Source organism: Nocardia sp. NPDC004860, from assembly GCF_040609015.1.
Classification (GTDB): domain Bacteria; phylum Actinomycetota; class Actinomycetes; order Mycobacteriales; family Mycobacteriaceae; genus Nocardia.
On the sequence record NZ_JBEXJI010000020.1, the window covers coordinates 147896 to 172302 of the forward strand.

Here is a 24407-nt window from a genome sequence, read left to right on the forward strand (position 1 = left end):
ACAGTCAGCCGGAGGTGGGCGCGCCGTTCGGAGATTCGGGCTTGGTGTCGGTCGTCGCCGGGATTCGCGGGCGACTGCGCCGCAGCAGGTAGATCCCGGCCAGACAGCCCCCGGCCACCAGCGCCGACGTCCAGCCCGGGGCCGCGGTGCTGCTGGAGCTCACCGCGCACATCGACGCGCTGCCGGCGGATTGCGTGGCGTAGTGGCCGCGCGAGACATAATCGCGCATGCCCAGCACCGCCGACGGGACGAACAGCACCAGGGTCCCCAGCACCCGGCTCGGCACATAGCGCGGCCGGGTGGACAGCAGGGCGAAACCGATGAGCCAGGACACGACCGCCGCACTGCCCACGATCAGCCAGGCCCGGGTCGAATCGGCCGTGAACGCCGTGAGCACCCCGAGCGCCATGCCCGCGGCCAGGGAGACCGCAGGACCCCCGCCCCGGCTGCCCACCCACATGCCGACCGCCGAGACCGCCGCCAGCAGCGGGATCGACCAGGCCGGCAGCTCGGCAGCCACGGTCGCCGCACCCACCGCGCCCAGGCCCACCGCCAGCAGCACGATCTCGCCGTCCCGGCCCGGCAACAGCATGGCCGCGACAATGGCGGTCCCCACCGCGGTCGCCACCGCGAGGACGATGCCCGCTTGGGTGTCGCCGTGCCGGGCCAGCCATTCCGCACTGGCCAGCGTCACCAGCACCAGCACCACGCCCCCCAGGATCGGGGCCAGCGGCAGCTCCGCCGAGAGCCGTTCCTCTGCCTCGCGCTTCCGATGGGTCAGGAACCCGAAGCCGACCAGGACCAGCGCCAGCAGGAGCATCCAGATGGGCAGCACATCGCCGGCGTGCCAGTGATCGCTCGCCGTCGCCTCGATGCCGCCACCGGTCCGCGACACCGGATTCACCGAACCGAGCAGCAGGCTGATCAGAACGCCCATGGTCCAGCCGAAGGCGGGTAGCCGACGGTGCAGCACCGCCGCCCCCAGTGCGCCCAGGATCAGGCCGCCGGCCAGGGAATCGATGAAGTTCATGGTGGGCAGCGACGAATTCGGTTCGCCGGCATGGCCGAACACGTGGTTGGCCAGCAGCACCAGCAGCCCGCCCAGCGTGGTCGCCCACGCCGCCACCGGGCTGCCCAGCGTGGTGATGAGCACCGCCGCGATCATGGCGATGAGCGCGCCCGCAGACACGGCCCGGGGCAGGGTGTAGGCCAGCAGGTCCCGCTGCAGGGCCGACGTCTCCGAGGTCCAGCCGAAGTCGAGGGGCAGGGCCAGCGCCAGGCCGGCAACCGTTGCTGCGACCAGCGCCGTGATCGTCTCCGCGGCTACCTGATGCGACCTCACCTGGGCAAAATTACCGGTGATAGGCGGACCGATTGGTACGACTCGCCTACTTTGTACAGATTCGGCGCGCTACCGGCGCGCATGGCGAACGCGCCGCGAAACCATTGACGCAGCAGACTAATCGGTCTCATATGCCCTGGCGGGGAGCGTTCAGACGTAGCCGGACACGTCGCCGGGCGGAGTCGACGATTCGCGCTGGGCGGCATACAGCCGCAGGGCCTCCACCTGGACCGGATCCAGCGAGGGCCGCACCGCCTTGCGTGCGGCCCCCACATCCGCGGCCGTCACCTCCGCGGCCTCGACATCGCGGCGCATGGCGGCGAGCGCGGCCTCGCGCAGCAGCGCCGAGCAATCCGCCGCCGAGTAGCCCTCCAGCTCACGCGCCAGCCGCCGCAGATTGACGTCCTTGGCCAGCGGCACGGATTTGGCGGCGGTGCCCAGGATTTCGGCGCGGGCATCGGCATCCGGCGGCGGCACGAACACCAGGCGCTCCAAGCGCCCGGGACGGGTCAGGGCCGGATCGATGAGTTCGGGCCGGTTGGTCGCGCCGATCACGACCACATCCCGCAGCGGCTCGACACCGTCCAGTTCGGTCAGGAGCGCGGCGACAATGCGATCCGAGACGCCCGAATCGCTGGACTGCCCGCGCCGCGGCGCCAGCGCGTCCACCTCGTCCAGGAAGATCAGCGACGGCGCGGAATCCCGTGCGCGCTGGAACAATTCGCGCACCGCCCGCTCCGAGGAGCCGACCCACTTGTCCATCAGCTCCGCGCCCTTCACAGCGTGCACACTCAACTGCCCCGATCCCGCCAGCGCCCGCACCAGGAAGGTCTTGCCGCACCCCGGCGGCCCGTAGAGCAGCACTCCGCGCGGTGGCTCGATACCCAGCCGCTGGAACGAATCCGGATGCTTCAGCGGCCACAGCACGGCCTCGGTGAGGGCCTGCTTGGTCTCCGCCATGTCACCGACGTCGGCGAGGCTCAGACTGCCGATGGCCAGTTCCTCGGACCCGGAACGCGACAGCGGACGGATCACCTCCAGCGCTCCGGCCAGATCCTCCTGCAGCAGCATCGGATCCGACTGCTCGCGACTGGCCCGCGCGGCCGCCCGCAGGGCCGCCTCCCGGACCAGCGCCGTCAGGTCCGCCGCGACGAAACCCGGTGTCCGCGAGGAAATCTCATCGAGCTTCAGCCCATCGGTGGGGACATTGCGCAGCAGTTGCTCCAGCAGCGCCGCGCGCACCCCCGACGTGGGCAGCGGCAGCGACACCTCCCGATCGCACAGCTCCGGAGCACGCAGCCGCGGGTCGATACCCGCCGCATTCGACGTGGTGGCCAGCACCGCGACCGTCTCCTGCGCCACGGCGGCGCGCAACTGGTCGAGAATCAGCGTGGCCACCGGCTCGGCCGGCGCCGGCAGCAGCGCGTCGATATCGGTGATCAGCAGCACTCCGCCTGCGCCGGAACAGATTTCGGCCACCTTGTCGGACACGTCGCGCAGCCTGGGCCCGATGTCGGTCGCACCGACCGCCGGACCGTCCAGCTCCACCAGCCGCCGCGATCCCGCCACGGCCCGCGCGAGCGTCGCCTTCCCGACCCCTGCCGGACCGGTGATCAGGACCCCCAGATGCGAGGACGCTCCGAGTTTCTTCAGCAGATCCGGCTCGTCCAGCGCCAGGCTCAGCCACTCCTGCAGTTTCGCGGCCTGGGCCTGGACCCCGGCCAGATCGGCCACCGCCACCACCGACGGCGGTGGTGACCCCGGAGCGCTGACCCGGAGGTCGGTGCGGGTATCGGTATCGTCCAGGGGAGCCGCGGGCAGGTCCGTCTCGGCGACGCCGAAACCCCAGCCCACCGCGGTGTTGGTGCTGACGACCACCGGGCCGGGCTGCGGATCGACGGCCGTCACCCGCAGCAGCTCCGAGGTCCAGGCGATATTGAGGGCTCTCGAAAGCTGCTGGGCCACACCGGATCGGCTGGTCCCGGGTTTGAGATCCATCGGGCGCAGCGAGACGGCGTCCTGGATCGACACCACCTTGCCCTGCAGGGCTTGCCGCAGGGTCGTCTCGTCGATGGCGCGCATGACGTCCGGCGAGCCCGTGACCGAAATCCGGGTGGCCCGGCGCGGAATCACCTTCGCGATGGTCAGTTTCGAGCCCGCCGAGATGTGCGCGTTCGACATCGTCACCTCGTCGAGCAGCGCCTCGCCGCGCCCGACGGGTTTGCCTTTCACCGGTGTCGCCACCAACGCCGAGGTCTGTCTGCCGCCGGCGATCGAGATCACGTCCCACGGATTCACACCCAGCAGCGCCAGCGAGTCCGGATGCATCCGGACCACCCCCCGCCGATCGTCGGCGGGGGAGGTGTTCAGGCGAGCGGTGAACTGGAAACCCGGCTGTGAGTCGGTCACGCCGTCAATTCTGCCCGGGCCGGCCGGCCGCCGAGCGCAGCGTCGGCGAATTGCGGCCCGGCCGTTGGTTTCAGCGCCCGGGGCGGTTCGACACCCGGTCGCGCTGACCCGGGCGGCGCAGGCGCAGCCGTGCCGTGGACACCGACACCCGTGGCACCCGCCCGGCGAGCGGTCGCTGGCGGCGCTGCGCCTTGCGCTGGGCGCGGCGCTCGGCGGGCTTGTGGTTCCAGGTCTCGGGGCGGGCCGCCACCCAGCGCGCGGAGTGCACCGCGAACGGGATGTGGCCGAGGTACAGCACGACCAGCGCCATCATCAGGATGAGCGGGTAGGTGAGCAGCAGCGCGGCGGCCAGCGCGACCAGCACCAACAGGATGGGCGCGGTGCGCGGGGCCACCGACACCGACTTGACGGCCAGGGTGGGCAGCGTGCTCACGCACAGCAGGCCGGTCAGCACCGTCCACACCGCCACCGCCGGGAAGCTCACCCACCAGCCGTCGCCGAACTGCTCGGACAGCGCGATGGGCGTCAGCACGATGAGCGCGCCCGCCGGGGCGGGCACGCCGGTGAAGTACTCACGCTGCCAATCCGGGCGGTTGTCGTCGTCCATCAGCGTGTTGAAGCGGGCCAGCCGCAACACCATGCAGACCGCGAACATCAGCGCCAGGATCCAGCCGATGCTGTCGGCGTGCAGGAAGGTCACGTAGAGCACCAGGGCGGGCGTGACGCCGAACGCGATGGCGTCCGACAGCGAATCCAGCTCCGCGCCCATCTTGGTGGTGGCGTCCAGCATGCGGGCTATGCGCCCGTCCAGCATGTCGAAGACCGCGGCCGCGCCGACCAGCGCCAGCGCGATCCCCAGCTTGCCCTCCATGCCGAACTTCACCGCGGACAGGCCCGAGCACAGTCCCAGGATGGTCACCATGCTCGGCAGCAGTCGGATGGTGCGGTTACGGCGACGCCCGTTCGGTTCGGGCGCGAGTTGTTCCATCATGAATCCAGTTCGGCCAGCACCGTTTCCGCACCGACGGTGCGCTGCCCCGGGGTGACCAGCAGCCTGGTCCCGGCCGGGAAATAGGTATCCACGCGCGAACCGAACCGGATCAGGCCGTAGGTGTCACCGATGTTCAGCTTGTCGCCGGCCTCGGCCTCGCAGATGATGCGGCGCGCCAGCAGCCCGGCGATCTGCACCACCACCACGCGCTGCCCGGAGGCGGTCTCGATGACCATGCTGTTGCGTTCGTTGCGGTCGCTGGCCTCGGGCAGATCGGCGGAGACGAACGTGCCCTTCTGGTAGGCGACCTGTTCCACCAGGCCACTCACCGGCACCCGCTGCACGTGCACGTCCAGCACCGACAGGAAGATGCTCACCCGCGGCAGCGGCGCGTCGCCCAGGCCGAGTTCGGCCGGCGGCACCGCGGTGTCGACCAGGGCGACCTCGCCGTCGGCGGGGGCCACCACGACGCCGGGACGGTTCGGCGGCACCCGGTGCGGGTGCCGGAAGAATCCGGCGCAGGCCGCGGCTGCCAGCAAACCGGTGCGGCGCAGCCACTTCCGCCGATAGCCGAGGGTGGCCACCGCCAGCGGTGCGGCCACGAACGGCAGACCTGCCGGATGCAGCGGCGGAACGGCTTTACGGACCAGGTCGGCGACGTGGCCGAGGCCGGTCTGTTCCGGAGTGCCGGGCGGGGTGGGTCGGCGGGCCACAGGCTCCTCTTTCATGCGCGGATAGATACGGTCAGGGACCGCGATCACACGATACGTGAAGTGGGTTCGACGCTCGCGTTCTCGGTGACCGAACACCCGCGGCCGGCCTCCCGGACCGGAGATGCGGCACCCGGCAATGACCCCTCGATTGTGATCAGTAGCACTGGCATGAGAGGCTATCGCGATTAAGATGAGGGAGCCTCATGTCTGCGGCATTGTGGGTCCGCGGGGGGTGAGGAACCCGATGAAGGTCACGTTCGACGCGCGGTACGCAGTACATAGGAGAGAACCAATGTCTGCTCGAATTGCTTCGATCAACGGGGCAGAGCACACGGCCATGCTCGGGCTCGGTGTGTACCGGCCGGAGCGAATCGTCACCAATGACGAGGTGGCGGGGCCCATAGATTCCAGTGACGAGTGGATCCGGACACGTTCCGGCATCCGCAACAGACGCTTCGCCTCTCCCGAGGAGACGATCGTCAGCATGAGCGTCGCAGCTGCCCGCGACGCCATAGAAGCAGCGGAGATCGACGCGGATCAGATCGATTGCGTCATCGTCGCAACGTCCACCTGGCTACTGCTCACGCCCGCCGCGGGCCCGCAGATCGCCACTGCGCTCGGTTTGAACAATGTGGCCGCCTTCGATGTCTCGGCCGGTTGCGCCGGCTTCTGCCACGGGGTCGCCATGGCGTCGGATCTGGTGAAGGGCGGCACCGCCCGGCACGTGCTGGTCATCGGCGTGGAAAAGCTGACGGACACGGTCAACCCGAGGGATCGTGGCACCGCCTTCCTCTTCGCCGACGGCGCCGGCGCGGTGGTGATCGGCCCCTCCAGCGAACCGGCCATCGGCCCGACCGTCTGGGGATCGGACGGCACCCAGCACCACGCCATCCGACAGGACAAGGACTGGCTGCAGTTCTTCAACGAGATCGACGAGAAGGGCCTCGATGCTGTCCGGCCCTACCTCGCCATGGAGGGAACAGCTGTCTTCCGCTGGGCCGCACACTCTTTGGAGCAGGTGTGCCGCGAGGCCATCGAGCGGGCGGGCCTGACCACGGACGATCTGGACGCGATGGTCCCGCATCAGGCCAACGGTCGCATCATCGAGATCATGGCGCGGGTGCTGAAGCTCCCCGAGCGGTGCGCCCTGGCCAATGACATCGAGGAGGCCGGCAATACCTCGGCGGCCTCGATCCCGCTGGCCATGGAGGCCATGATGCGCGCGGGCGACGCCAAACCCGGCGGCATCGCACTGCTGATCGCCTTCGGTGCGGGGTTGTCGTGGGCGGCGCAGGTGGTCCAGCTGCCGAACTGGAAGTGAGCGCCGCTGCGCGCCGCCACCCGGCGGCGCGCAGCGGACGAGCTATCCCATATCCCAGGCGACGGTCACGGTGAATGTGACCGTCTGCTGGCCTGGTTCGAGGTTGATGTTGGGTGCGGCGCCCGGGGCGGTGTCCCGGTACATCGGCGTCGGCGTTGCGCCGCTGCCGTTTTCGCTGATGGTCTTGACCGTCTTCAGTTTCAGCCCGGACAGGCCCGCGTACTGCTCGGCGCGGCTCTTGGCGTCGTCGAAGGCTCGCGCGCGGGCGTCGGACAACAGCTTGGTGTTGTCCTCCAGCCCGAAGGCCACCGAGTTGATGCGGGTGTCGTTGCCGCCCGCCTGCACCGCCGCCGACAGGATGCCCGAGGCCTTCGGCAGGTCCCGCACGGCCACGTGCATGGTGCTGGTGGCGCGATAGCCGGTGATGTTGTGGCCGTCGGTGCCGTAGGTGGGCTGCACGGACAGGTCGCTGGTCTTGATGTCCTCGCGCTTGGCCCCGGCCGTGACCATGGCGTCGGTGATCGCCTTGGCCTTGTCGCCGGCCTGGTTCACGGCCGCGGACACGTCGGCCGCGCTCACCTCGGTGCCCAGATCGGCATTGAGCACATCCGGTGTGCCCTGGACCTTTCCGGTACCGGTGACGGTGACCGTGCGGTCGCCCGAGGAGTCGGAGCTGCCGCAGCCGGTGAGCACGAGCGCCACACCGGCCGTGGCGGCGCAGAGCGCTGTCAGTCGTCGCATAGGCCGAACCTACGCTCAGCGCTCCACGGTTTGCTTGATCTTCCCGAGGGTCACCTGCATGCCGTCCTCGAGCGCGCCTTCGAAGGGCTGCTCACCGCCGAAGACGTTGTCGATGGTGAACTGCAGCCATCGCGGCAGCTTGCCGCTGGGGACGTCGCGCCGCTGGACCAGCTTGGTGCCGCCGTCCGCGGTGGGCTCGAGGGTGTAGCTCCAGATGGTCCGGTTCTCGTTCATGCGGAAGGCGATCGCGCGATTCGGCTCGAATCGCACCACCCGGGAGGTGGTCGGGTAGATGTAGCCCTTGGCCTTGTTGAGGTTCACCGTCCACGTGCCGGTGTGCACGGCGCGGCCCAGCGGCAGCATGCGCAGGGTCTGCGGGCTGAACTCGGGAATGCGCTTGAGGTCGGCGACAACGCTCCAGACCTGCTCGGGTGCTGCCGCGATATCGATGCTGGCTTCGAGAGTTTTCGGCAACGCTGCCTCCGGGGACGTAACGATCGGTACCACGCATCCTAGTTCGGGTGGCGTGGATCACCTTGGCTCCGTGGTGTGGATCACCACACCCACCTGCACGTATGGCCATGTGCCGCCGGTTCATTCCGCGGTTGAAAATCAACTAGATCACATTCTGGGGGTGTTGATGTCCGAAATGTAATGCTCGGCGCACAATGTCGATAGACGAAGCAACAGACACTGCCACCAGCTTTCCGATTGGGAAACGTGAGGTGATCGGCCGTGAACCTGCGTTCGCTCCTGCATCTCGAGACCAAGACGGTCCCGCTCCTCCCCGCCGAAGAGTCCGGTGCCGATGCGGAGTCCCCGACGCTCGACAAATCGACGAAACGCTTCCGCCGCAAGGCCAACGGCGACCTCGAAGAGCGACTCGAGCGATTGCTCACCCCTACCGAGATGGATTTCATTGAGCATCACCGGATTTGAATCGGTGTGCCCGGCATGTACGAGCAAGGACGCAGGTTTGTTCCGCCTGACGCGAACATGGCACGGTCTGGCCTTCGCGGTCTTGCGTCGTCAGCCCATACTCGTTAGGTGACTTCACCAGCTACCGCGAAGCCGGCCATCCTCAGCGTCGACGACGATCCCGGCGTCTCGCGCGCGGTCGTGCGGGACCTGCGCCGCCGGTACGGGGCGGACTACCGGATTCTGCGGGCGGAGTCCGGCGCCGATGCGCTCGAGGCCCTTCGCGAGATGAAACTGCGCGGCCAGCCGGTCGCGGTAATGATCGCCGACTACCGGATGCCCGGGATGAACGGCGTCGAATTCCTGGAGCAGGCCATGGACCTGCACCCGTACGCGCGCCGCGTGCTGCTGACCGCCTACGCGGACACCAATGCCGCCATCGAGGCCATCAATGTGGTCGACCTGGACCACTACCTGCTCAAGCCGTGGGATCCGCCGGAGGAGAAGCTCTACCCGGTCGTCGACGCCCTGCTGGAGGCCTGGCGCGGGGACGAGCACAAGCCGGTGACCGAGACCAAGGTGGTGGGCCACCGCTGGTCGGCCCGCTGCTCGGAGGTGCGGGAGTTCCTGGCGCGCAACCAGTTGCCGTATCGCTGGTACCAGGTGGACGAGCCGGAGGGGGCGCGGCTGCTGACCGCGGCCAATGCCACCGAGGACCAGTGTCCGGTCATCATCAATCCCAGCGGCGATGTGCTGATCATGCCCACCGACGCGCAATTGGCCGAGGGTGTGGGCCTGAACACCGACGCCTCCAGCGACTTCTACGACCTGATCGTGGTCGGCGGCGGCCCGGCCGGTCTCGGCGCGGCGGTTTACGGCGCGTCGGAGGGTCTGCGCACCGTGCTGGTGGAACGCACCGCCACCGGCGGTCAGGCCGGGCAGAGTTCCCGCATCGAGAACTACCTGGGCTTTCCCGACGGTCTCTCCGGTGCGCAGCTGGCCGACCGGGCCCGCCGGCAGGCCGTGAAATTCGGGGCCGAGCTGATCACCGCGCGGGAGGTGGTGGCCCTCGAGGCCTGCGGTTCCGCGCGCGTGGTGCGGTTCGCCGACGGCGGCAGCGTCGCCGCGCACTCGGTGCTCATCGCCACCGGCGTCAACTACCGCCACCACCCGGCCCCCGGCGTGGACGAATTCACCGGCCGCGGCGTCTACTACGGCTCGGCCATGACCGAGGCCAGCGACTGCGCCGACAAGGACGTCTACATCGTCGGTGGCGCGAACTCGGCGGGCCAGGCGGCGGTGTTCCTGTCCCGGCGGGCCCGGACCGTGCACATTGTGGTGCGCGGGGCGTCGCTGGAAGCGTCCATGTCGCACTACCTGATTCAGCAGATCGCGCAGATCCCGAACATCAAGGTGCACACCCGCACCGAGGTGGTGTCCGCCGATGGCGACGACCACCTGGAATGGATCGTGCTGCGCAACAACGAGGCCGGCACGGAAGAAAAGGTGGACGCGGAGCGTTTGTTCCTGTTCATCGGTGCGGCGCCGGAAACCGACTGGCTCGAAGGCACCGTCAAGCGCGACGACCGGGGCTATGTGCTGGCCGGACCGGACCTCATGGTCGAGGGCGAACGGCCCGCGGGCTGGGAACTCCCTCGTCCCCCACAGCATCTGGAGACCAGCGTGCCCGGCGTGTTCGTGGCCGGCGACGTGCGGTCGGAATCGGCGAAGCGGGTGGCCTCCGCGGTCGGCGAGGGCGCGATGGCCGTCATGCTGGTGCACCGCTGGCTCGCGAAACAGTAGGAGTAGGTGAATGGGCAACACCCGATTGATCTGCGACCCGAACGAACTGCGGCAGCTGTTCCTGTTCGAGAAGCTCGACGACGAGCAGCTGGCCTGGCTGTGCAAGGACGGCCGGGTCGAAATGTTCGAGCCCGGAATGGTTTTCCGCGAGGGCGACCCGGCCACCTGCTTCTACGTCCTGATGGACGGCGAGGTGCGGCTGACCAAGATGTCGGGCGGCGAGGAGATCGAACTCGTCCGCACCGAGCACGTCGGCTCCTACTCGGGCGCGTGGACGGCCTACATGGGCGACAAGGTCGAACAGACCTACACCGCGTCGTTCTACGTGACCCGGCCGTCGAAGTTCTTCGTGCTGGACGCCGGCACCTTCGCGAAGATGATGCAGGAATGGTTCCCGATGGCGCTGCATCTGCTGGAGGGCGTCTTCTTCGGCAACCGCAATGCCAATGAGCGCATCGGCCAGCGGGAACGGCTGCTGGCGCTGGGTTCCCTCTCGGCGGGCCTCACCCACGAGCTGAACAATCCGGCCGCCGCCGCGGTGCGCGCCACCTCCTCGCTGCGCGAGCGGGTCGCGGGCATGCGGCACAAGCTGAAGATGATGGCGCACGGCAAGTTCAACTCCGAGACCTTGGAGGCGCTGGCCCAGCTGCAGGAGGAGGCGGCCGCCCAGGTCGCCAAGGCCCCGACGCTGACGCCGCTGGAGGCCGCCGATCGCGAGGACGAGCTGGGCGACTGGCTCGAGGACCACGGCGTCGCCAATGGCTGGGACATCGCGCCGAACTTCGTGCAGGCGGGATTCGACATCGACTGGATGGAGAAGGTGCACGGCACCCTGTCCGGTTGTGGCGGCGATGTTTTCGAGGCGGCCATGCGCTGGCTCAACTACACGGTCGAGACCGAGCTGCTGATGAACGAGATCACCGACTCGACCAACCGTATTTCCTCGCTGGTGAACGCGGCCAAGCAGTACTCGCAGATGGACCGGGCCCCGTTCCAGGTGGTGGACCTGCACGAACTGCTGGACAGCACGCTGGTCATGCTGGCCCGCAAGATCGGCGACGACATCGCGGTGGTCAAGGAATACGATCCGGCGCTGCCGCCGGTGCCGTGCTACGCCGCCGAGCTCAACCAGGTGTGGACCAATCTGATCGACAACGCGGTCTCCGCCATGTCGGGGCGCGGCACCCTCACCGTCCGCACCTATCGTGAGAACGACTGCGCCGCAGTGGAAATCGGCGACACCGGACCCGGCATCCCGGAGGAGATCCGCACCCGCATCTTCGAACCGTTCTTCACCACCAAACCGGTCGGCGAGGGCACCGGGCTCGGGCTGGACATCTCGTTCCGGATCGTGGTGAACAAGCACCGCGGCGACATCCGGGTCGAATCCGAGCCCGGGAATACGCGTTTCATCGTCCGACTGCCGCTCGAGGCAGCCGCTCCCGACGCAGCGCAGTCCGCTCTCGAAGCAGCGCAGTAAAACGACGGAAGGCAACTGATGACCGAAAAGATCGAAGGCATCGACCCCAGCATCGCGCCCAGCGGATCCGGTTGCGTCGAATGCGATGCCGCCGGCGGCTGGTGGGTGCACCTGCGCCGGTGCGCGCAGTGCGGGCACATCGGCTGCTGCGACATGTCGCCGAACCAGCACGGCACCAAGCACTTCGAGAGCACCGGGCACCCCTTCATCCAGAGCTTCGAGCCAGGTGAGGACTGGTACTACAACTTCGAGAGCAAGGAGATGTACGAGGGCGGCCCGGAACTCGCGCCGCCGCACGCACATCCGCTGGACCAGCCGGTGCCCGGCCCGCGCGGCCGGGTGCCCGCGGACTGGCAGCAGCATCTGCACTGACGAAAGCCGCGGGCCGGAACTTTTTCTACCGGGAGTCGCCGGGGCCGGGTACGCTGCTGCGAGCGCCGGGCCGGTCCGGTGCTGGCACTCACGGGAAGTTCGGAAAGCAGGGTATGAAGCGTCTTTCGATCGTCGCCCTCGCCGCCGGTGCGATGGCGTTGACTCTCGCCGGTTGTGGTTCGGACAAATCCAGTGATACGAACGGCCTGAAGCAGGCCGGGACCACCACTGCGGCCAGAACCACCAGCGCGGGCGCTTCCACCACCGCCGCGGCCCCGGTGCAACCGCCCACCGAGGCGCCCACCAGCGCCACCGCGGCCAAGAAGACGGCCGCGCCCGCCGGCGCCCAGACCACCTGCGGTGACTTCCGCGACCTCACCGAGGACGTCGAGAAGCAGGTGATCGATCAGGTCCTGGCCGCCAATCCGGGGTCGTTCCTGGACGGCAGTCCGAACGTGGCGCTGGGTACCGCCAAACTGGCCTGCCTGGCCTCGACGTATGCGAATACGCCGGTCGCGGTGGCGATCCGGGTGGCGCCCAAGTAGTTTCGCGCCGATTCGCGGTCGGGCGGCATTGGTTCCCCGGCGGGCGCGGACCCCACCCGGGTGGCGGGTGGCGGGTGGTCACCGTGGTGGCTCGCGGCGGCAGGCGTATCGTCCTCAAACGATTGCGTAGGACGAGAACTGGGGCACCGATGGACGCGAACGGGCTGGCCGAATTCGAACGGCATCGGCCGCGCCTGTTCGCGCTCGCCTACCGGATGCTCGGCTCCGCCGCCGAGGCCGAGGACGCCGTGCAGGAGACCTACCTGCGCTGGGACGGCACCGATCGCGCCGGAATCCGCTCCGCGGAGGCCTGGTTGACCACCATCCTGGTGAACCTCTGCCGCACCTGGCTGGATTCGGCCCGCGCCCGCCGCGAGACCTACGTCGGCCCCTGGCTGCCCGAACCGGTCCCGACCGGGCACGGCGAACTCGGTCCGCTGGAATCGGCGGAACAGCGCGAACTGGTGTCGATCGCCTTCCTGACACTGGCGGAGCGGCTCAGCCCCACCGAGCGCGCCGTCTTCGTCCTGCGCGAGGCCTTCGGCTACGCCCACCGCGAGATCGCCGACATGCTCGAACTCACCGAGGCCAATGCACAGCAGGTGTACCGCCGCGCCACCCACCGCGTGCACGAGGAGCGCCCGCGCTTCGAACCCGCCCCCGCGCATGCGCGCGAACTGGTCGAAAAGTTCCTCAGCGCAGCGCAATCCGGTGATCTGGCCGCGCTCGAGGCCATGTTCACCGCCGATATCGTCGCCGTCGCCGATGGCGGCGCGAAAGTCCATGCGGCCAAGCGGCCCATCGTCGGCGCCGCGAACGTGGCCCGCTACCTGGTGGGGCTGTTCAAAAAGATGCCGGGTCTCACCTTCACGGTCGAGGAGGTCAATGCCGCGCCGACGTTCGTGGCCCGGCTGGCGGGGAGCGTGATGGGTACCGTGTCCGCCGACTTCGACGGCCCTTCGATGGCCTCGCTCCAGCTCGTGGTGAACCCGGACAAGCTGGCCTATCTCGTGCGTGCCGAGCAGCGACTCGCTGACGAAACCGCTGGATAGCGGCGATTTCCACGCCGCGAATTCGCGGGTGACGCGGGACACACCCGGAATCTGTCAGGGATCGCGGGGCTGTCCGGTCTAGAGGGTGTCGGCCACCGAGCGGGGGCCGGGTAAGGAGCACTCTCATGACCGGGCAGCATCGAATCGTCGTACTGGGCGCGGGTTATGCGGGGCTGGCCGCGGCGCGGCAGGCGGTGAAGGCGAAGAGCGCGCGGGTCACCGTGATCGACCTGCACACCGAATTCGTCGACCGGGTGCGGCTGCATCAGGTCGCCGCCGGTCAGGACGTGCCGCGCTGGGAACTGCGGAAGACCCTGGAGGCCAAGGGCATCGAGTTCGTCGCCGGCCGCGCGGAACGGGTCGACACCGCGACCCGCCGCGTCGAACTGGCCTCCGGCGGAGTCGTCGAATACGACTCGCTGATCTACGCCCTCGGCAGCCGGGCCGACCTCGGCATGGTGCCCGGCGCCGCCGAATTCGCCCACACCGTGGCGACTTCCGAGGATGTGCGCCGGATCCCCGCGCTCACCGGCCGGATCGCCGTGGTGGGTGGCGGCCCCACGGGCATCGAGACCGCCACCGAACTCGCCGAATCCCGGCCCGACCTCGAGGTCCTGCTGGTGAGCGCCGACGAACCGGGAGGCTGGCTGATTCCCAAGGCGGCCGCGCACATTCGCGCCGTCCTGGACCGCCTCGGCGTCCGCGTGCACGTCGCCAAGGTGGCGGCGGTGACCGCGGCCGGACTCGAGCTGGTCGACGGCGAGCGCATCGCCGCCGAAACCGTGCTCTGGACAACGGGTTTCACCGTGCCGGAGGTGGCGGCCCGCTCCGGCCTGCCGGTGGACGCGCGCGACCGCGTCCTGGTCGACGAGCAGCTGCGGGTGCAGGGCATCCCGGATGTGTACGCGGTCGGTGACGCGGCGATCATGCTCGGGCACAACGGCCGCGAGGCGCGGATGTCCTGCCAGGCCGCGCAGCCCGCGGGCAAGTACATCGGTGCGGCGGTGGCCGCTCGGGTGCGCGGGAAGACGCCGGCGCCCTATCGGGTCCGTTTCGTGCTGACCTGCGTCAGCCTGGGTCGTCGCGACGGTGTCGTCCAGTTCATGCACGCCGACGACTCGAATGGCCGCACGGTGCTGACCGGTCGCACGGCGGCATGGATCAAGGAGCAGATCGTGCGGGCCGTGGGCCGGGCGGCGAAGCTCTGAGCCCACACCCGGACTATCGTCAACTTAAGGTTGACCATTGCAGTGTGGTCAACCTACAGTTGACGTATGACGAACTCCATCCGCCTCGACGATCTGATCGACGGCATCAAGAAGGCCCGTCCCGACGACGTCCTCGAACAGCTCTCCGACGCCGTGGTCCTCGGCAACCACATCGGCGAGGTGGCCGACCATCTGATCGGCCACTTCGTCGACCAGGCCCGCCGCTCCGGCGCGTCCTGGACCGATATCGGCCAGAGCATGGGCGTGACCAAGCAGGCCGCTCAGAAGCGCTTCGTCCCCAAGGCTCCCGTCGACCCGGGCCAGGCCGCCGCCCTCGACCCCAGCGCCGGGTTCGCCCGCTTCACGCCGCGCGCCCGCCACGTGGTGATGGCCGCCCAGGAGGAGGCCCGGGCCGTCGGCAATCTCGAAACCCGTGCCGAGCACCTGATCCTGGGCCTGCTGGCCGAGCCCGAATCCCTCGCGGTGAAGGTCATCGAGGCCAGGGGCGTCTCGGCCGACGCCGTCCGCCGGGTGGCCACGGCCGCCCTCCCCGCCGCCACCGGCGACCCGGTGCCCGCGCTCATCCCGTTCGACGCGCAGGCCCGCAAGGCCCTGGAGCTGACCTTCCGCGAGGCCTTGCGACTGGGTCACAACTACATCGGCACCGAGCACCTGCTGCTCGCCCTGCTGGACCAGGAGAACGGCGCGGGCATCCTGTCCGGTCTGGGGCTGGACAAGGACTCGGTGCAGGCCGATATCGCGGACCTGCTGAGCTCGCTGCCGGTGCCCGGCGTCACGGCACCCGCCCCCGGCGCGCAGTAGTCGGCGTGTCGCTCCACCATGCTGCCGACCTGGTGATGTAGGGCTCGCGAGCATCCCCGCGTCACCGGGTCCGCTGGTGTGCATGATGCGGCAGATACGATTGTGGAATGGCGGGCGACGAGGGTTCCGACCTAGTTGCGGGGGAAAAGCGCGCCGATCTGCTGCGCGCGCTCAGTTATGTCTCCACCGAGGACACGCCGGACGGCGGCTACATCGTGAACGGGGACCTCCCACCCGAGGTCGCACCACCGTTCATCCGGGCCATCATGCGAATCGAAGCCGAACTCCTCCTCCAGGATGCCGAACTCGTCACCGTCGAGCACGGCGAGCCGCGGACTCCGGAGGAACGTCGTACCGACGCCCTGATCGCCCTGCTGCTGCGGGTAGACGACCGCTCCCACTTCTCGTAGTCCTCGTGGGATCCGGGCCGCCGAGAGGACTCGTGCGGCCATCTCTCCAACCTTGCACTCGTCTGGGGCGAGTGCTAAAAAGGGATTTGGCACTCCGCACCTGCGAGTGCTAGGTCGGAAACGGTGAGACCGGGCTGTATTTGACCAAATGAGCCGGGTCGTCCGTCGCGGGCACCGAACCTGACCAGATCATGCCAATCCCCTGATCTGGAGGATCTCAACGCAATGGCCAAGACAATTGCGTACGACGAAGAGGCTCGCCGCGGACTCGAGCGTGGCCTGAACAGCCTCGCCGACGCTGTCAAGGTGACCCTGGGCCCCAAGGGCCGCAACGTGGTGCTGGAGAAGAAGTGGGGCGCCCCCACCATCACCAACGACGGTGTCTCCATCGCCAAGGAAATCGAGCTCGAGGACCCGTACGAGAAGATCGGCGCGGAGCTCGTCAAGGAAGTTGCGAAGAAGACCGACGACGTCGCGGGTGACGGCACCACCACCGCCACCGTGCTGGCCCAGGCGCTGGTCCGTGAGGGCCTGCGCAACGTGGCCGCCGGCGCCAACCCGCTCGGCCTGAAGCGCGGCATCGAGAAGGCCGTCGAGGCCGTCACCGCCAAGCTGCTCGACACCGCCAAGGAGGTCGAGACCAAGGAGCAGATCGCTGCCACCGCCGGTATCTCGGCGGGCGACTCGTCCATCGGTGAGCTGATCGCCGAGGCCATGGACAAGGTCGGCAAGGAAGGCGTCATCACCGTCGAGGAGAGCAACACCTTCGGCCTCCAGCTGGAGCTGACCGAGGGCATGCGCTTCGACAAGGGCTACATCTCCGGTTACTTCGTGACCGACCCGGAGCGTCAGGAAGCGGTCCTCGAGGACCCGTACATCCTGCTCGTCGGCTCGAAGATCTCGACCGTCAAGGACCTGCTGCCGCTGCTGGAGAAGGTCATCCAGGCCGGCAAGCCGCTGCTGATCATCGCCGAGGACGTCGAGGGCGAGGCCCTGTCGACCCTGGTCGTCAACAAGATCCGTGGCACCTTCAAGTCCATCGCCGTCAAGGCCCCGGGCTTCGGTGACCGCCGCAAGGCCATGCTGGCCGACATCGCCATCCTGACCGGTGGCGAGGTCATCAGCGAAGAGGTCGGCCTCTCCCTGGAGACCGCCGGTCTGGAGCTGCTGGGCACCGCCCGCAAGGTCGTCATCACCAAGGACGAGACCACCATCGTCGAGGGCGCGGGCGACCCGGAGGCCATCAAGGGCCGCGTGGCGCAGATCCGCACCGAGATCGAGAACTCGGACTCGGACTACGACCGTGAGAAGCTGCAGGAGCGCCTGGCCAAGCTGGCCGGCGGTGTTGCCGTGATCAAGGCCGGCGCCGCGACCGAGGTCGAGCTCAAGGAGCGCAAGCACCGCATCGAGGACGCCGTCCGCAACGCGAAGGCTGCCGTCGAAGAGGGCATCGTCGCCGGTGGTGGCGTGGCGCTGCTGCAGGCCGCCCCGGCCCTGGACGCCCTGTCCCTGTCGGGTGACGAGGCCACCGGCGCGAACATCGTCCGCGTCGCGCTGTCCGCCCCGCTGAAGCAGATCGCCTTCAACGCCGGCCTGGAGCCGGGCGTTGTCGCCGAGAAGGTCTCGAACCTCCCGGCGGGCCACGGCCTGAACGCCGAGTCCGGCGAGTACGTCGACCTGCTGGCCGCCGGCGTTGCCGACCCGGTCAAGGTCACCCGCTCGGCCCTGCAGAACGCGGCCTCCATCGCGGCCCTGTTCCTGACCACCGAGGCCGTCGTCGCCGACAAGCCGGAGAAGGCCGCCCCCGCGGGCGACCCGACCGGCGGCATGGGCGGCATGGACTTCTGAGTCCTGCCTTCCGGCAACACATCTGAAGAACGAGGGCCCGGCCACCGGACGGTGGCCGGGCCCTCGGCCATGTGCGGGTAAGGGGCCGGAAGGGGAACAGCGATCGGCACGCGGTGGCCGGGCGCAGGCGTGTGAGGGTGGCGCACAGGCCGATTCGCTTGGTCGGATCAGCTTTCGGCGGGGAGGCCGACGAGGTCGGCCATGAGGTTCATGTGGTGGGTGAAGTAGTCGGCGACGGCTTCGATGGTGCCGTCGAGGCGGCCGAAGATCTCGAAGGTGATCAGGCCGAAAAGCTGTGTCCAGGCCAGGAATACGCGGTCGAGGACGTCTTCGGGGAGGTCGGACGACTGCTGTTCGATGAGGGTGCGCAGGTCCGCGCGCACCGGGGCGGGGAGGGGAGTGGGCAGGGGTACGGGGTGGAGGCGGCCGGCGGTCGCGGCGTGGGCGGCGATGCCGGCGAGCAGCATGACGACGGTGGCGGCGGGGCCGACGGTGTCCTCGGGGGCGTCGTAGCCGGGGATGGGGCTGCCGTAGAGGAGTCCGTATTCGGTGGGGTTGGCGACGGCCCAGTCCCGGACCGATGCGCACACCGAAAGCCATTGTGCGCGTTCGCTGTTCGTGGGAGCTGTGGTCTGTGCCGCGGTGGCGGCCGCGCCGAGGGATCGGTAGCTGTCCAGGATCAGGGCGGTCAGCAGGTCGTCGCGGCTGGGGAAGTAGCGGTAGAGCGCGGAGGCGACGATCCCCATGTCGCGGGCGACGCCGCGCAGGGACAGGTTCGCGCCGTCGGTGGCCAGCCGCTTGCGCGCGGTGGCCTTGATCTCCTCGATCATTTCGGTGCGGACGCGGGCGCGCAGGGATCCGGCGGACATATCCGCAGTGTAGAGAACAGGCAACCGTTCGGAGAACGGCAGGCGACTGAGAGAACAGTGTTCTTGACGGGAAACGGTGTGCACTTCTACCGTCGACAGGGCGAGAACACTGTTCTCGACTTATCCACATCCGACAGGATCGAGGACCCCATGTCCCTGCACGTCGTCATCGGAGCGGGCCCGGTGGGCACGGCCACCGCGCGACTGCTCGCCGCGCGAGGTGACCATGTCCGCATCGTCACCCGGAGCGGCTCCGGCCCCGACCACCCGAATATCGAGCGCATCGCCGCCGACGCCGCCGACCCGGCAGCCCTGCTCACCCACTGCGCGGACGCCACCGCCCTGTACCAGTGCGCCCAGCCCTCGTATCACCGCTGGCCGCAGGATTTCCCACCCCTGCATCGCGCCGTGCTGACCGCCGCCGAGCTTTCCGGCGCGGCTCTGATCACGGTCGGAAACCTGTACGGCTACGGCGAATTCGACGGTCCGGTCACCGAATCGCATCCGCTGCGCCCGAATTCCGTGAAGGGCCGGGTGCGCGCGGACATGTGGTCCGAGCAGCTCGCCGCACACCGGGCCGGTCGCATCCGCACCGCCGAGGTGCGCGGCTCGGACTACCTCGGCCCGCACGCGACCTCGGCCTTCAGCGTGCTGGTGCTGCCCGCGGTGCTCGCGGGCAAGCGTGCCCTGGTCCCGGCGGACCCGGACGCCCCGCACAGCTGGACCGCCACCGAGGACGTGGCCCGCCTGCTGATCGCCGTCGCGGATGACGAAACCGCCTGGGGCCGAGCCTGGCACGTCCCGACCCCGCCGCCGCTGTCGGTCCGCGCCCTGGCCGACCTGACCGCGTCGCTGGCCGGCGCGCCGTCGGCCCGGGTCGGCCGCCTGCCCGCCGCCCTGCTGTGGGCGGTCGGCCTGTTCGTACCCGATGCCCGCGAAATGCGGGAACTGCGTTACCAATTCGACCGCCCCTTCGTCCTGGACTCCAGCGCCGCGACCACTCACTTCGGCCTCGACCCGACGCCGCTCGCGGATGCCGTCCGCGCCACCCTGGACGCCCAGCCCGCCGTGCGCCGGTGAAGGAGTCCGCCATGTCCACTCTCACGAAATCCTCCATCGGCAGGGCGGCGCTGCTGCCGCGAGTTCTGATCGTGGTGGCAGTCGTGTGCATGAATGCCGGGTTCGCGGGTTTGGGCGCGGTGTTCGACTATCCGCGTGTCCTGTCTCGTCCGAGCGCGGAGGTGCTGGCGTTGTTCCGGGCGCACGAGTCCGCGGTGGTCGCGTGGTTCTCCGTGCTCGCGTTCGGCGCGGTGCTGCTCGTTCCGATCGCGCTGCCGGCCGGCCGCCGCGATGATTCGGCGCGCATGCGCTGGGCGATGCGTGCCGGGGTCGTGGCGGGCGTGGTGCAGGCCGCCGGCCTGCTGCGCTGGCCAGTGCTGGCGCCGGGTCTCGCGGACCGCGCCGCGTCCGGGAGTGGCTCCGCCGCAGCGGAATTCGAGTTCGGGAATCGCTTGCTGGGTACGGCGCTCGGTGAGATGTGCGGTTATTCGCTGACCGCCGCCTGGACGGTGCTGGCGGCATCGGCTCTGCGGCACCGGGGTTTTCCGCGCTGGTTCGCGGTGCTCGGAACAGCGGCGGCGGCCCTGATCCTGGCCGGTGTGGTGGCTCCGTGGCAGGTGCCGGGCGCGCAACAGGCGAATTTCGCCGGGTACGTGCTGTGGAGCGGATGGCTGCTGGCCTTGGCCGCACTGTGGGGCCACCGGTCCGCGTGACGGTTTCCCGGGGTGTCGGCGCGCCCCGGGGCGCTGGTCACATGCCTTGCCGGAAGCGCGCGCTGCGGATGCTGTCGGCACGTTCGGGCAGGACGCTGTCGATGAGCGCGGTGACTCGGCCCATGACCGGGGCGAGTCGCCGCGGCCGGTCGATGATGGCGTCGCAGATGATTTGCCCGCCCTCTTCGGGGGTGAGGGCGTCGGCGTTCTGGTAGACGGCGTTGGGGGCGATCATCGGGGTGCGGACGAGGGGGAGATAGACGGAGGTGAAACGCACGTTCTCGGTGTGGGTTTCGGCTTGGAGGCTGGTGCTCAGGGAGTCGAGGGCCGCTTTGGACGCGACGTAGGCCGCGTAGCCCGGGCCGCCGTAGAGGTTGGCCAGGGACAGGATGTTGATGATGTGGCCGTCGCGCCGGTCCCGCATGCCGGGCGCGAAGGCGAGGATGAGGCGGACGGCCGCGAAGTAGTTGAGCCGCATGGTGCGTTCGTAGTCGTGGAAGCGGTCGTAGGACTGGTCGAGCGGGCGGCGGATGGAGCGGCCGGCATTGTTGACCAGGATGTCGACCTGGCCGTGGTCGGCGAGCACGGTGGCGGTCATGGCGTCGAGGGCGTCGAAGTCGTTGAGGTCGCAGGGGTAGGCGACGGCCTTGCCGCCCGCGGCCTCGATATCGGCGACGGCCTGTGCGAGTTCGTCGGCGCGGCGCGCGACCAGCAGCACGGTGGCTCCGGCCGCGCCGAGCTGGGCGGCGGCTACGCGTCCGATGCCGGAGGAGGCGCCGGTGATCAGGACGGTGCGTCCGGTGGCGGCGTCCGCGAGGGTGCGATTTCGCCGCAGCCGCGCGAGGTTCACCTGGGTGTCGAGGCCGTGCTTGATCTTGTGAATCAGCCCGCTGATGTCCTGCATGGTCAGTGATGCTAAGTGCCGCACAGTGATTCGGGACCGTTTCGGTTTCGCTGTCAGTGGCGGGCACAGGTGTAGGCGAGGACCGCGGCGCCGTCCCCGCCGCCGGGCAGTGCGCGGCAGTGTTGCCGGATCCACGTCACACGGTCGTCGTCGGCGGGCGTCACCAGGACCAGTCCGACCTCGCCGGCCTCGATCATGCGGGCGACCTCGGCGGTGGTGGGCACCGGGGCCGCGCCCGTGAATCCGCCGATGGCCGGCACCTGCCGGCCGCTGCTCACAATGAACGGCGAGGCCAGCGCGGAGGTGAAGGTGACCAGTGGATATCGCGGGTGGCCGGGCGTTTTGGCGAGCTGTGCGTCGAGTTCCCGGGCCGAGGTGAGGGCCGAGGCCATGAAGCCCTGGGTGACCTGCCGGGCCTGCGCCGATTCATAGGGGGTGTCCAGCGGACCGTATCCGTCCGCGACCACCGAGACCGCGGCCGTCGTCGGCGCGGCGAGCGCCGCGACGAGTAGCAGTGCGGTTGCCAACGATTCGCGGACACGCAGCGCGGCCAGGATGAGCACCACGGTGACGACCACGAGCCCGGCTCGCACCCAGCCGGGCGCGGACGCGGACAGCCACCAGCCGTACGCGGCGGTCGCGGCCACAGCGGCCCACCCCAGCCCGCGTACCCGGCGGTCATCCGTCTGGCCGAAAGCCTGGGCCCCCATGCCGATCAGGGCCGCGATCGCGGGTGCGAGCACCGCCAGGTAGTAGGGGTTCACCGTCCCGATCATCAGGAAGATCGCCAGGTGGACCACGAGCCAGCCGCCCCACAGCATCAGCGCCGCGGTCTCGCGATCGGTGCGCGGCCGGCGCCGGGCCGCCCAGGCCAGGACGATCAGGCAGACCAGCGCGAGCGGAATCAACCACCCGGTCTCGCGACCGCCGCCGCCCCCGAAGAGATGGTCGAATCGGCTGTCCGGCCCGAGCACCAGCTCCGCGCGGTATCCCGAGCCCTGGCCACCGGTGGTGAAGTTGGCCGACCCCACACTGAATCCGTCATTGGTGCGGCTGGCCGCGTTGTAGACGAAGACCTGCTCGAACAGCGAGTTGTGGTGGCTGCCGTCCACGTACGGCCGGTGCCCGGCGGGTAGCAGGCTGACCACCGTCATCCAGCTCAGCGACACCGCCAGCGCGGTCACACCGAACCAGGCCAGACCCGTGATGCGCTGTCGCAGTTCGCCTCTCGGCGCGGCGAGCAGCAGCGCCGCCGCCAGCACCGGGACGATCAGCCAGGCCTGCACCATCTTCGCCTGGAAGGCGAGGCCGATGCACAGCCCACACCACACCAGATTCCGCACCCGCCCCGACACGATCACGGCCGCCGTCTGATCCGCGGCCAGCACCAGCAGCAGGATCAGCAGGGTGTCGGAGATATTGCCGCGATCGAGCGCGACCACCGCCGGCGCCAGGGCCGCGACCGCCGCCGTGACGAGGGCCGCGTACGGACCGGACAGTCGCCGCACCGCGCGGTAGAGCACGAGCACAGTGAGCACGCCCTCGATGACCTGCGGCAGGAGATACGCCCAGGTGTGCGGCCCGAATACCCGCACCGACAGCGCCTGGGTCCAGATCGCGCCCGGCAGTTTGTCGATGCTGATGGTCGCGTCCGGGTCGAAGGCCGCGTAGAAGAAGTTGTGCCGGCTCATGCTCATCGAGCGGGCGGCGGCCGAGTAGTACAGATGTGGAGTCTGTGAGCTGATGCCCCAGGCGTAGAGGACCCCGGCCGTGACGACGATGCCCAGCAAAGCGGGCCGGGCCCAGCGTGGCTGGTCCGTCGGCCCCCGCAACCATCGTGACCAGTCGGTTCCAGATCGTTCGGGACGTGCGATTACCCCTGTCACAGCCCCAATTTCGGTCCGTTCCCGGTGGGTGTCAAAGGAATTCCACCCCTGGGCGGAGGGCTTGCGGCGGGAATCGTCCGCCCGGCGTATCCGCGCCCACCGTGGGGTGGATGGTGCGGCCGGACGGCGGTCGGGTCAGCGGCTGGGGTGTCGTGCCGAGAGGGTGACGGCCACATCGATGAGCCGGACCCCGAGCTGTTCGGCGGTCGCGGCGATGGTGGTGTGGATGTCGGCGTCCGCGGTACGGGCCGGGGCGAAGAGGAGTTCGGCCAATTCGATGGCGGCCAGCGCCTGGGCGCGGGTGAACAATCGGCCTGGCAGCCAACTAACACGCCAGTCGGTTTCTTTATGGCCGGGAACTCGTTCCGCGAACTCGTCGACAACAGAACTGGTAATCGACCAATCGCAGACGTACACACCACCAAGGTCGTCCACCCGACCAAGGGTCGCAAGAGCGAGAGCGTGCGAATTGCGTGAATTGCCCCTCTGACCAGCCGATTTGACTTCTGTTCGTAGCAACACGTAACTTATTCCAGGTCAGAGCGACACGGACACCGACCCGGAGCCCCAAGGGCCTGGGAAACGAGGTTGGACGAGGAGCGCCTGATGATCACACGAGCTTCACCTGACCAGCGGATTTGGCTCCGCCGAGAAGGCTGAGCTAAGCTGTAAAAGTTGCCTCACGAACGAGCGGGACTAAGAGCCCGGGAGATCGTGTGTGCGTGTGTTCTTTGAGAACTCAATAGTGTGTCGATGAATGTCAGTGCCAAATTTTGAAATTTGGTTCCGATTCTCACCCCCCGTGTGAGGGTCGGACATTTGAGTCGGCTAATTTCCAGCCGGCTATTTTTGCTAGGTTTTCGGACTCTGGTTCGAGATACTTCTGATTCACCTTCGGGTGTTTCTAGAGTCTTCAACGGAGAGTTTGATCCTGGCTCAGGACGAACGCTAGCGGCGTGCTTAACACATGCAAGTCGAGCGGTAAGGCCCTTCGGGGTACA

General features: G+C 68.9%; 23 protein-coding genes and 1 rRNA gene. 14 read left to right on the forward strand and 10 right to left on the reverse strand.

The window, feature by feature from the left end; translation table 11 throughout:
• Nucleotides 1-4: 4 nt before the first annotated feature.
• The 4 genes from ABZV44_RS30350 to ABZV44_RS30365 all read right to left on the reverse strand — a co-directional run bounded on the left by ABZV44_RS30350 (nucleotide 5) and on the right by ABZV44_RS30365 (nucleotide 5455).
• The gene (locus tag ABZV44_RS30350; RefSeq protein WP_354843580.1) at nucleotides 5-1342 is read right to left on the reverse strand and encodes a hypothetical protein; all 1338 of its coding nucleotides are present in this window, start codon (nucleotides 1340-1342) and stop codon (nucleotides 5-7) included.
• A 150-nt stretch (nucleotides 1343-1492) separates the two neighbouring features.
• Nucleotides 1493-3751: an AAA family ATPase gene (locus ABZV44_RS30355; protein ID WP_354843583.1), complete on the reverse strand. Its 2259-nt coding sequence runs from the start codon at nucleotides 3749-3751 to the stop codon at nucleotides 1493-1495.
• A 70-nt stretch (nucleotides 3752-3821) separates the two neighbouring features.
• Complete coding sequence (gene pssA / locus ABZV44_RS30360) at nucleotides 3822-4742, reverse strand: CDP-diacylglycerol--serine O-phosphatidyltransferase (RefSeq protein WP_354843585.1); 921 nt, start codon at nucleotides 4740-4742, stop codon at nucleotides 3822-3824.
• Nucleotides 4739-5455 (reverse strand): phosphatidylserine decarboxylase, encoded by a 717-nt coding sequence (locus tag ABZV44_RS30365; RefSeq protein WP_354843658.1) that lies wholly within the window; start codon nucleotides 5453-5455, stop codon nucleotides 4739-4741. The genes pssA and ABZV44_RS30365 overlap by 4 nt, the downstream gene beginning before the upstream one ends.
• A 292-nt stretch (nucleotides 5456-5747) precedes the next feature.
• On the opposite strand from ABZV44_RS30365, the gene ABZV44_RS30370 reads away from it, so the two are divergent.
• Nucleotides 5748-6776, forward strand: a complete 1029-nt coding sequence (locus ABZV44_RS30370) for a beta-ketoacyl-ACP synthase III (protein ID WP_354843588.1) — start codon at nucleotides 5748-5750, stop codon at nucleotides 6774-6776.
• 42 nt (nucleotides 6777-6818) lie between these two features.
• Here the strand turns inward: ABZV44_RS30370 and ABZV44_RS30375 are convergent, their stop codons facing one another.
• Together ABZV44_RS30375 and ABZV44_RS30380 are read right to left on the reverse strand one after the other, a co-directional pair.
• On the reverse strand, nucleotides 6819-7517 hold the full coding sequence (locus ABZV44_RS30375; protein WP_354843590.1) for an SIMPL domain-containing protein: 699 nt from the start codon (nucleotides 7515-7517) through the stop codon (nucleotides 6819-6821).
• A 15-nt stretch (nucleotides 7518-7532) separates the two neighbouring features.
• Nucleotides 7533-7991, reverse strand: coding sequence for an SRPBCC family protein (locus tag ABZV44_RS30380; protein ID WP_354843593.1), 459 nt, complete (start codon nucleotides 7989-7991; stop codon nucleotides 7533-7535).
• 261 nt (nucleotides 7992-8252) lie between these two features.
• Here ABZV44_RS30380 and ABZV44_RS30385 point away from each other — a divergent pair, with 261 nt between their 5' ends.
• From ABZV44_RS30385 to groL, 10 genes are all read left to right on the forward strand, one after another.
• Nucleotides 8253-8456 carry a hypothetical protein gene (locus ABZV44_RS30385; RefSeq protein WP_354843596.1) on the forward strand — a complete coding sequence of 68 codons (204 nt, stop codon included), beginning with the start codon at nucleotides 8253-8255 and terminating at the stop codon, nucleotides 8454-8456.
• 108 nt (nucleotides 8457-8564) lie between these two features.
• On the forward strand, nucleotides 8565-10238 hold the full coding sequence (locus ABZV44_RS30390) for an FAD-dependent oxidoreductase (RefSeq protein ID WP_354843598.1): 1674 nt from the start codon (nucleotides 8565-8567) through the stop codon (nucleotides 10236-10238).
• A 10-nt stretch (nucleotides 10239-10248) separates the two neighbouring features.
• Nucleotides 10249-11718 (forward strand): ATP-binding protein, encoded by a 1470-nt coding sequence (locus ABZV44_RS30395; RefSeq protein ID WP_354843601.1) that lies wholly within the window; start codon nucleotides 10249-10251, stop codon nucleotides 11716-11718.
• Nucleotides 11719-11736: 18 nt separating this feature from the next.
• Entirely contained in the window at nucleotides 11737-12090 is a 354-nt protein-coding gene (locus ABZV44_RS30400; RefSeq protein ID WP_354843604.1) for a UBP-type zinc finger domain-containing protein, read from the forward strand.
• A 113-nt stretch (nucleotides 12091-12203) separates the two neighbouring features.
• Nucleotides 12204-12635: a hypothetical protein gene (locus tag ABZV44_RS30405; protein ID WP_354843606.1), complete on the forward strand. Its 432-nt coding sequence runs from the start codon at nucleotides 12204-12206 to the stop codon at nucleotides 12633-12635.
• A gap of 149 nt (nucleotides 12636-12784) precedes the next feature.
• On the forward strand, nucleotides 12785-13687 hold the full coding sequence (locus ABZV44_RS30410) for an RNA polymerase sigma-70 factor (protein WP_354843609.1): 903 nt from the start codon (nucleotides 12785-12787) through the stop codon (nucleotides 13685-13687).
• A gap of 125 nt (nucleotides 13688-13812) precedes the next feature.
• Nucleotides 13813-14895 (forward strand): FAD-dependent oxidoreductase, encoded by a 1083-nt coding sequence (locus tag ABZV44_RS30415; RefSeq protein ID WP_354843612.1) that lies wholly within the window; start codon nucleotides 13813-13815, stop codon nucleotides 14893-14895.
• 66 nt (nucleotides 14896-14961) lie between these two features.
• Nucleotides 14962-15717: a Clp protease N-terminal domain-containing protein gene (locus ABZV44_RS30420; protein WP_354843615.1), complete on the forward strand. Its 756-nt coding sequence runs from the start codon at nucleotides 14962-14964 to the stop codon at nucleotides 15715-15717.
• Nucleotides 15718-15824: 107 nt separating this feature from the next.
• The gene (locus ABZV44_RS30425; protein WP_071343351.1) at nucleotides 15825-16127 is read left to right on the forward strand and encodes a hypothetical protein; all 303 of its coding nucleotides are present in this window, start codon (nucleotides 15825-15827) and stop codon (nucleotides 16125-16127) included.
• Between the two features lie 225 nt (nucleotides 16128-16352).
• Complete coding sequence (groL, locus tag ABZV44_RS30430; protein ID WP_354843619.1) at nucleotides 16353-17975, forward strand: chaperonin GroEL; 1623 nt, start codon at nucleotides 16353-16355, stop codon at nucleotides 17973-17975.
• Between the two features lie 167 nt (nucleotides 17976-18142).
• Here groL and ABZV44_RS30435 read toward each other — a convergent pair whose 3' ends face one another.
• Nucleotides 18143-18844 (reverse strand): TetR/AcrR family transcriptional regulator, encoded by a 702-nt coding sequence (locus tag ABZV44_RS30435; RefSeq protein ID WP_354843622.1) that lies wholly within the window; start codon nucleotides 18842-18844, stop codon nucleotides 18143-18145.
• A gap of 150 nt (nucleotides 18845-18994) precedes the next feature.
• Between ABZV44_RS30435 and ABZV44_RS30440 the strand changes: the two genes are divergently transcribed.
• Together ABZV44_RS30440 and ABZV44_RS30445 are read left to right on the forward strand one after the other, a co-directional pair.
• Nucleotides 18995-19924, forward strand: coding sequence for an NAD-dependent epimerase/dehydratase family protein (locus ABZV44_RS30440; RefSeq protein WP_354843625.1), 930 nt, complete (start codon nucleotides 18995-18997; stop codon nucleotides 19922-19924).
• Between the two features lie 11 nt (nucleotides 19925-19935).
• Nucleotides 19936-20616 (forward strand): DUF4386 family protein, encoded by a 681-nt coding sequence (locus tag ABZV44_RS30445; protein WP_354843628.1) that lies wholly within the window; start codon nucleotides 19936-19938, stop codon nucleotides 20614-20616.
• A gap of 37 nt (nucleotides 20617-20653) precedes the next feature.
• On the opposite strand, the gene ABZV44_RS30450 is transcribed toward ABZV44_RS30445, so the two are convergent.
• From ABZV44_RS30450 to ABZV44_RS30460, 3 genes are all read right to left on the reverse strand, one after another.
• On the reverse strand, nucleotides 20654-21520 hold the full coding sequence (locus tag ABZV44_RS30450; protein ID WP_354843631.1) for an SDR family NAD(P)-dependent oxidoreductase: 867 nt from the start codon (nucleotides 21518-21520) through the stop codon (nucleotides 20654-20656).
• Nucleotides 21521-21573: 53 nt separating this feature from the next.
• Entirely contained in the window at nucleotides 21574-23352 is a 1779-nt protein-coding gene (locus ABZV44_RS30455; protein WP_354843634.1) for a glycosyltransferase family 39 protein, read from the reverse strand.
• A gap of 189 nt (nucleotides 23353-23541) precedes the next feature.
• A complete protein-coding gene (locus tag ABZV44_RS30460; protein ID WP_354843637.1) occupies nucleotides 23542-23841 on the reverse strand; it encodes a hypothetical protein in 300 nt (99 codons plus the stop codon).
• 478 nt (nucleotides 23842-24319) lie between these two features.
• Between ABZV44_RS30460 and ABZV44_RS30465 the strand changes: the two genes are divergently transcribed.
• Nucleotides 24320-24407, forward strand: a 16S ribosomal RNA gene (locus ABZV44_RS30465); the annotation flags it as partial.

What these genes read in the sequence shown, in the direction of transcription:
- pssA (WP_354843585.1), bottom strand. Translation starts at nt 4,742, where the DNA reads ATGATGGAACAACTCGCGCCCGAACCGAACGGGCGTCGCCGTAACCGC.
- ABZV44_RS30370 (WP_354843588.1), top strand. Translation starts at nt 5,748, where the DNA reads ATGTCTGCTCGAATTGCTTCGATCAACGGGGCAGAGCACACGGCCATG.
- ABZV44_RS30375 (WP_354843590.1), bottom strand. Translation starts at nt 7,517, where the DNA reads ATGCGACGACTGACAGCGCTCTGCGCCGCCACGGCCGGTGTGGCGCTC.
- ABZV44_RS30395 (WP_354843601.1), top strand. Translation starts at nt 10,249, where the DNA reads ATGGGCAACACCCGATTGATCTGCGACCCGAACGAACTGCGGCAGCTG.
- ABZV44_RS30400 (WP_354843604.1), top strand. Translation starts at nt 11,737, where the DNA reads ATGACCGAAAAGATCGAAGGCATCGACCCCAGCATCGCGCCCAGCGGA.
- ABZV44_RS30405 (WP_354843606.1), top strand. Translation starts at nt 12,204, where the DNA reads ATGAAGCGTCTTTCGATCGTCGCCCTCGCCGCCGGTGCGATGGCGTTG.
- ABZV44_RS30410 (WP_354843609.1), top strand. Translation starts at nt 12,785, where the DNA reads ATGGACGCGAACGGGCTGGCCGAATTCGAACGGCATCGGCCGCGCCTG.
- ABZV44_RS30415 (WP_354843612.1), top strand. Translation starts at nt 13,813, where the DNA reads ATGACCGGGCAGCATCGAATCGTCGTACTGGGCGCGGGTTATGCGGGG.
- ABZV44_RS30420 (WP_354843615.1), top strand. Translation starts at nt 14,962, where the DNA reads ATGACGAACTCCATCCGCCTCGACGATCTGATCGACGGCATCAAGAAG.
- ABZV44_RS30425 (WP_071343351.1), top strand. Translation starts at nt 15,825, where the DNA reads ATGGCGGGCGACGAGGGTTCCGACCTAGTTGCGGGGGAAAAGCGCGCC.
- groL (WP_354843619.1), top strand. Translation starts at nt 16,353, where the DNA reads ATGGCCAAGACAATTGCGTACGACGAAGAGGCTCGCCGCGGACTCGAG.
- ABZV44_RS30435 (WP_354843622.1), bottom strand. Translation starts at nt 18,844, where the DNA reads ATGTCCGCCGGATCCCTGCGCGCCCGCGTCCGCACCGAAATGATCGAG.
- ABZV44_RS30440 (WP_354843625.1), top strand. Translation starts at nt 18,995, where the DNA reads ATGTCCCTGCACGTCGTCATCGGAGCGGGCCCGGTGGGCACGGCCACC.
- ABZV44_RS30445 (WP_354843628.1), top strand. Translation starts at nt 19,936, where the DNA reads ATGTCCACTCTCACGAAATCCTCCATCGGCAGGGCGGCGCTGCTGCCG.
- ABZV44_RS30450 (WP_354843631.1), bottom strand. Translation starts at nt 21,520, where the DNA reads ATGCAGGACATCAGCGGGCTGATTCACAAGATCAAGCACGGCCTCGAC.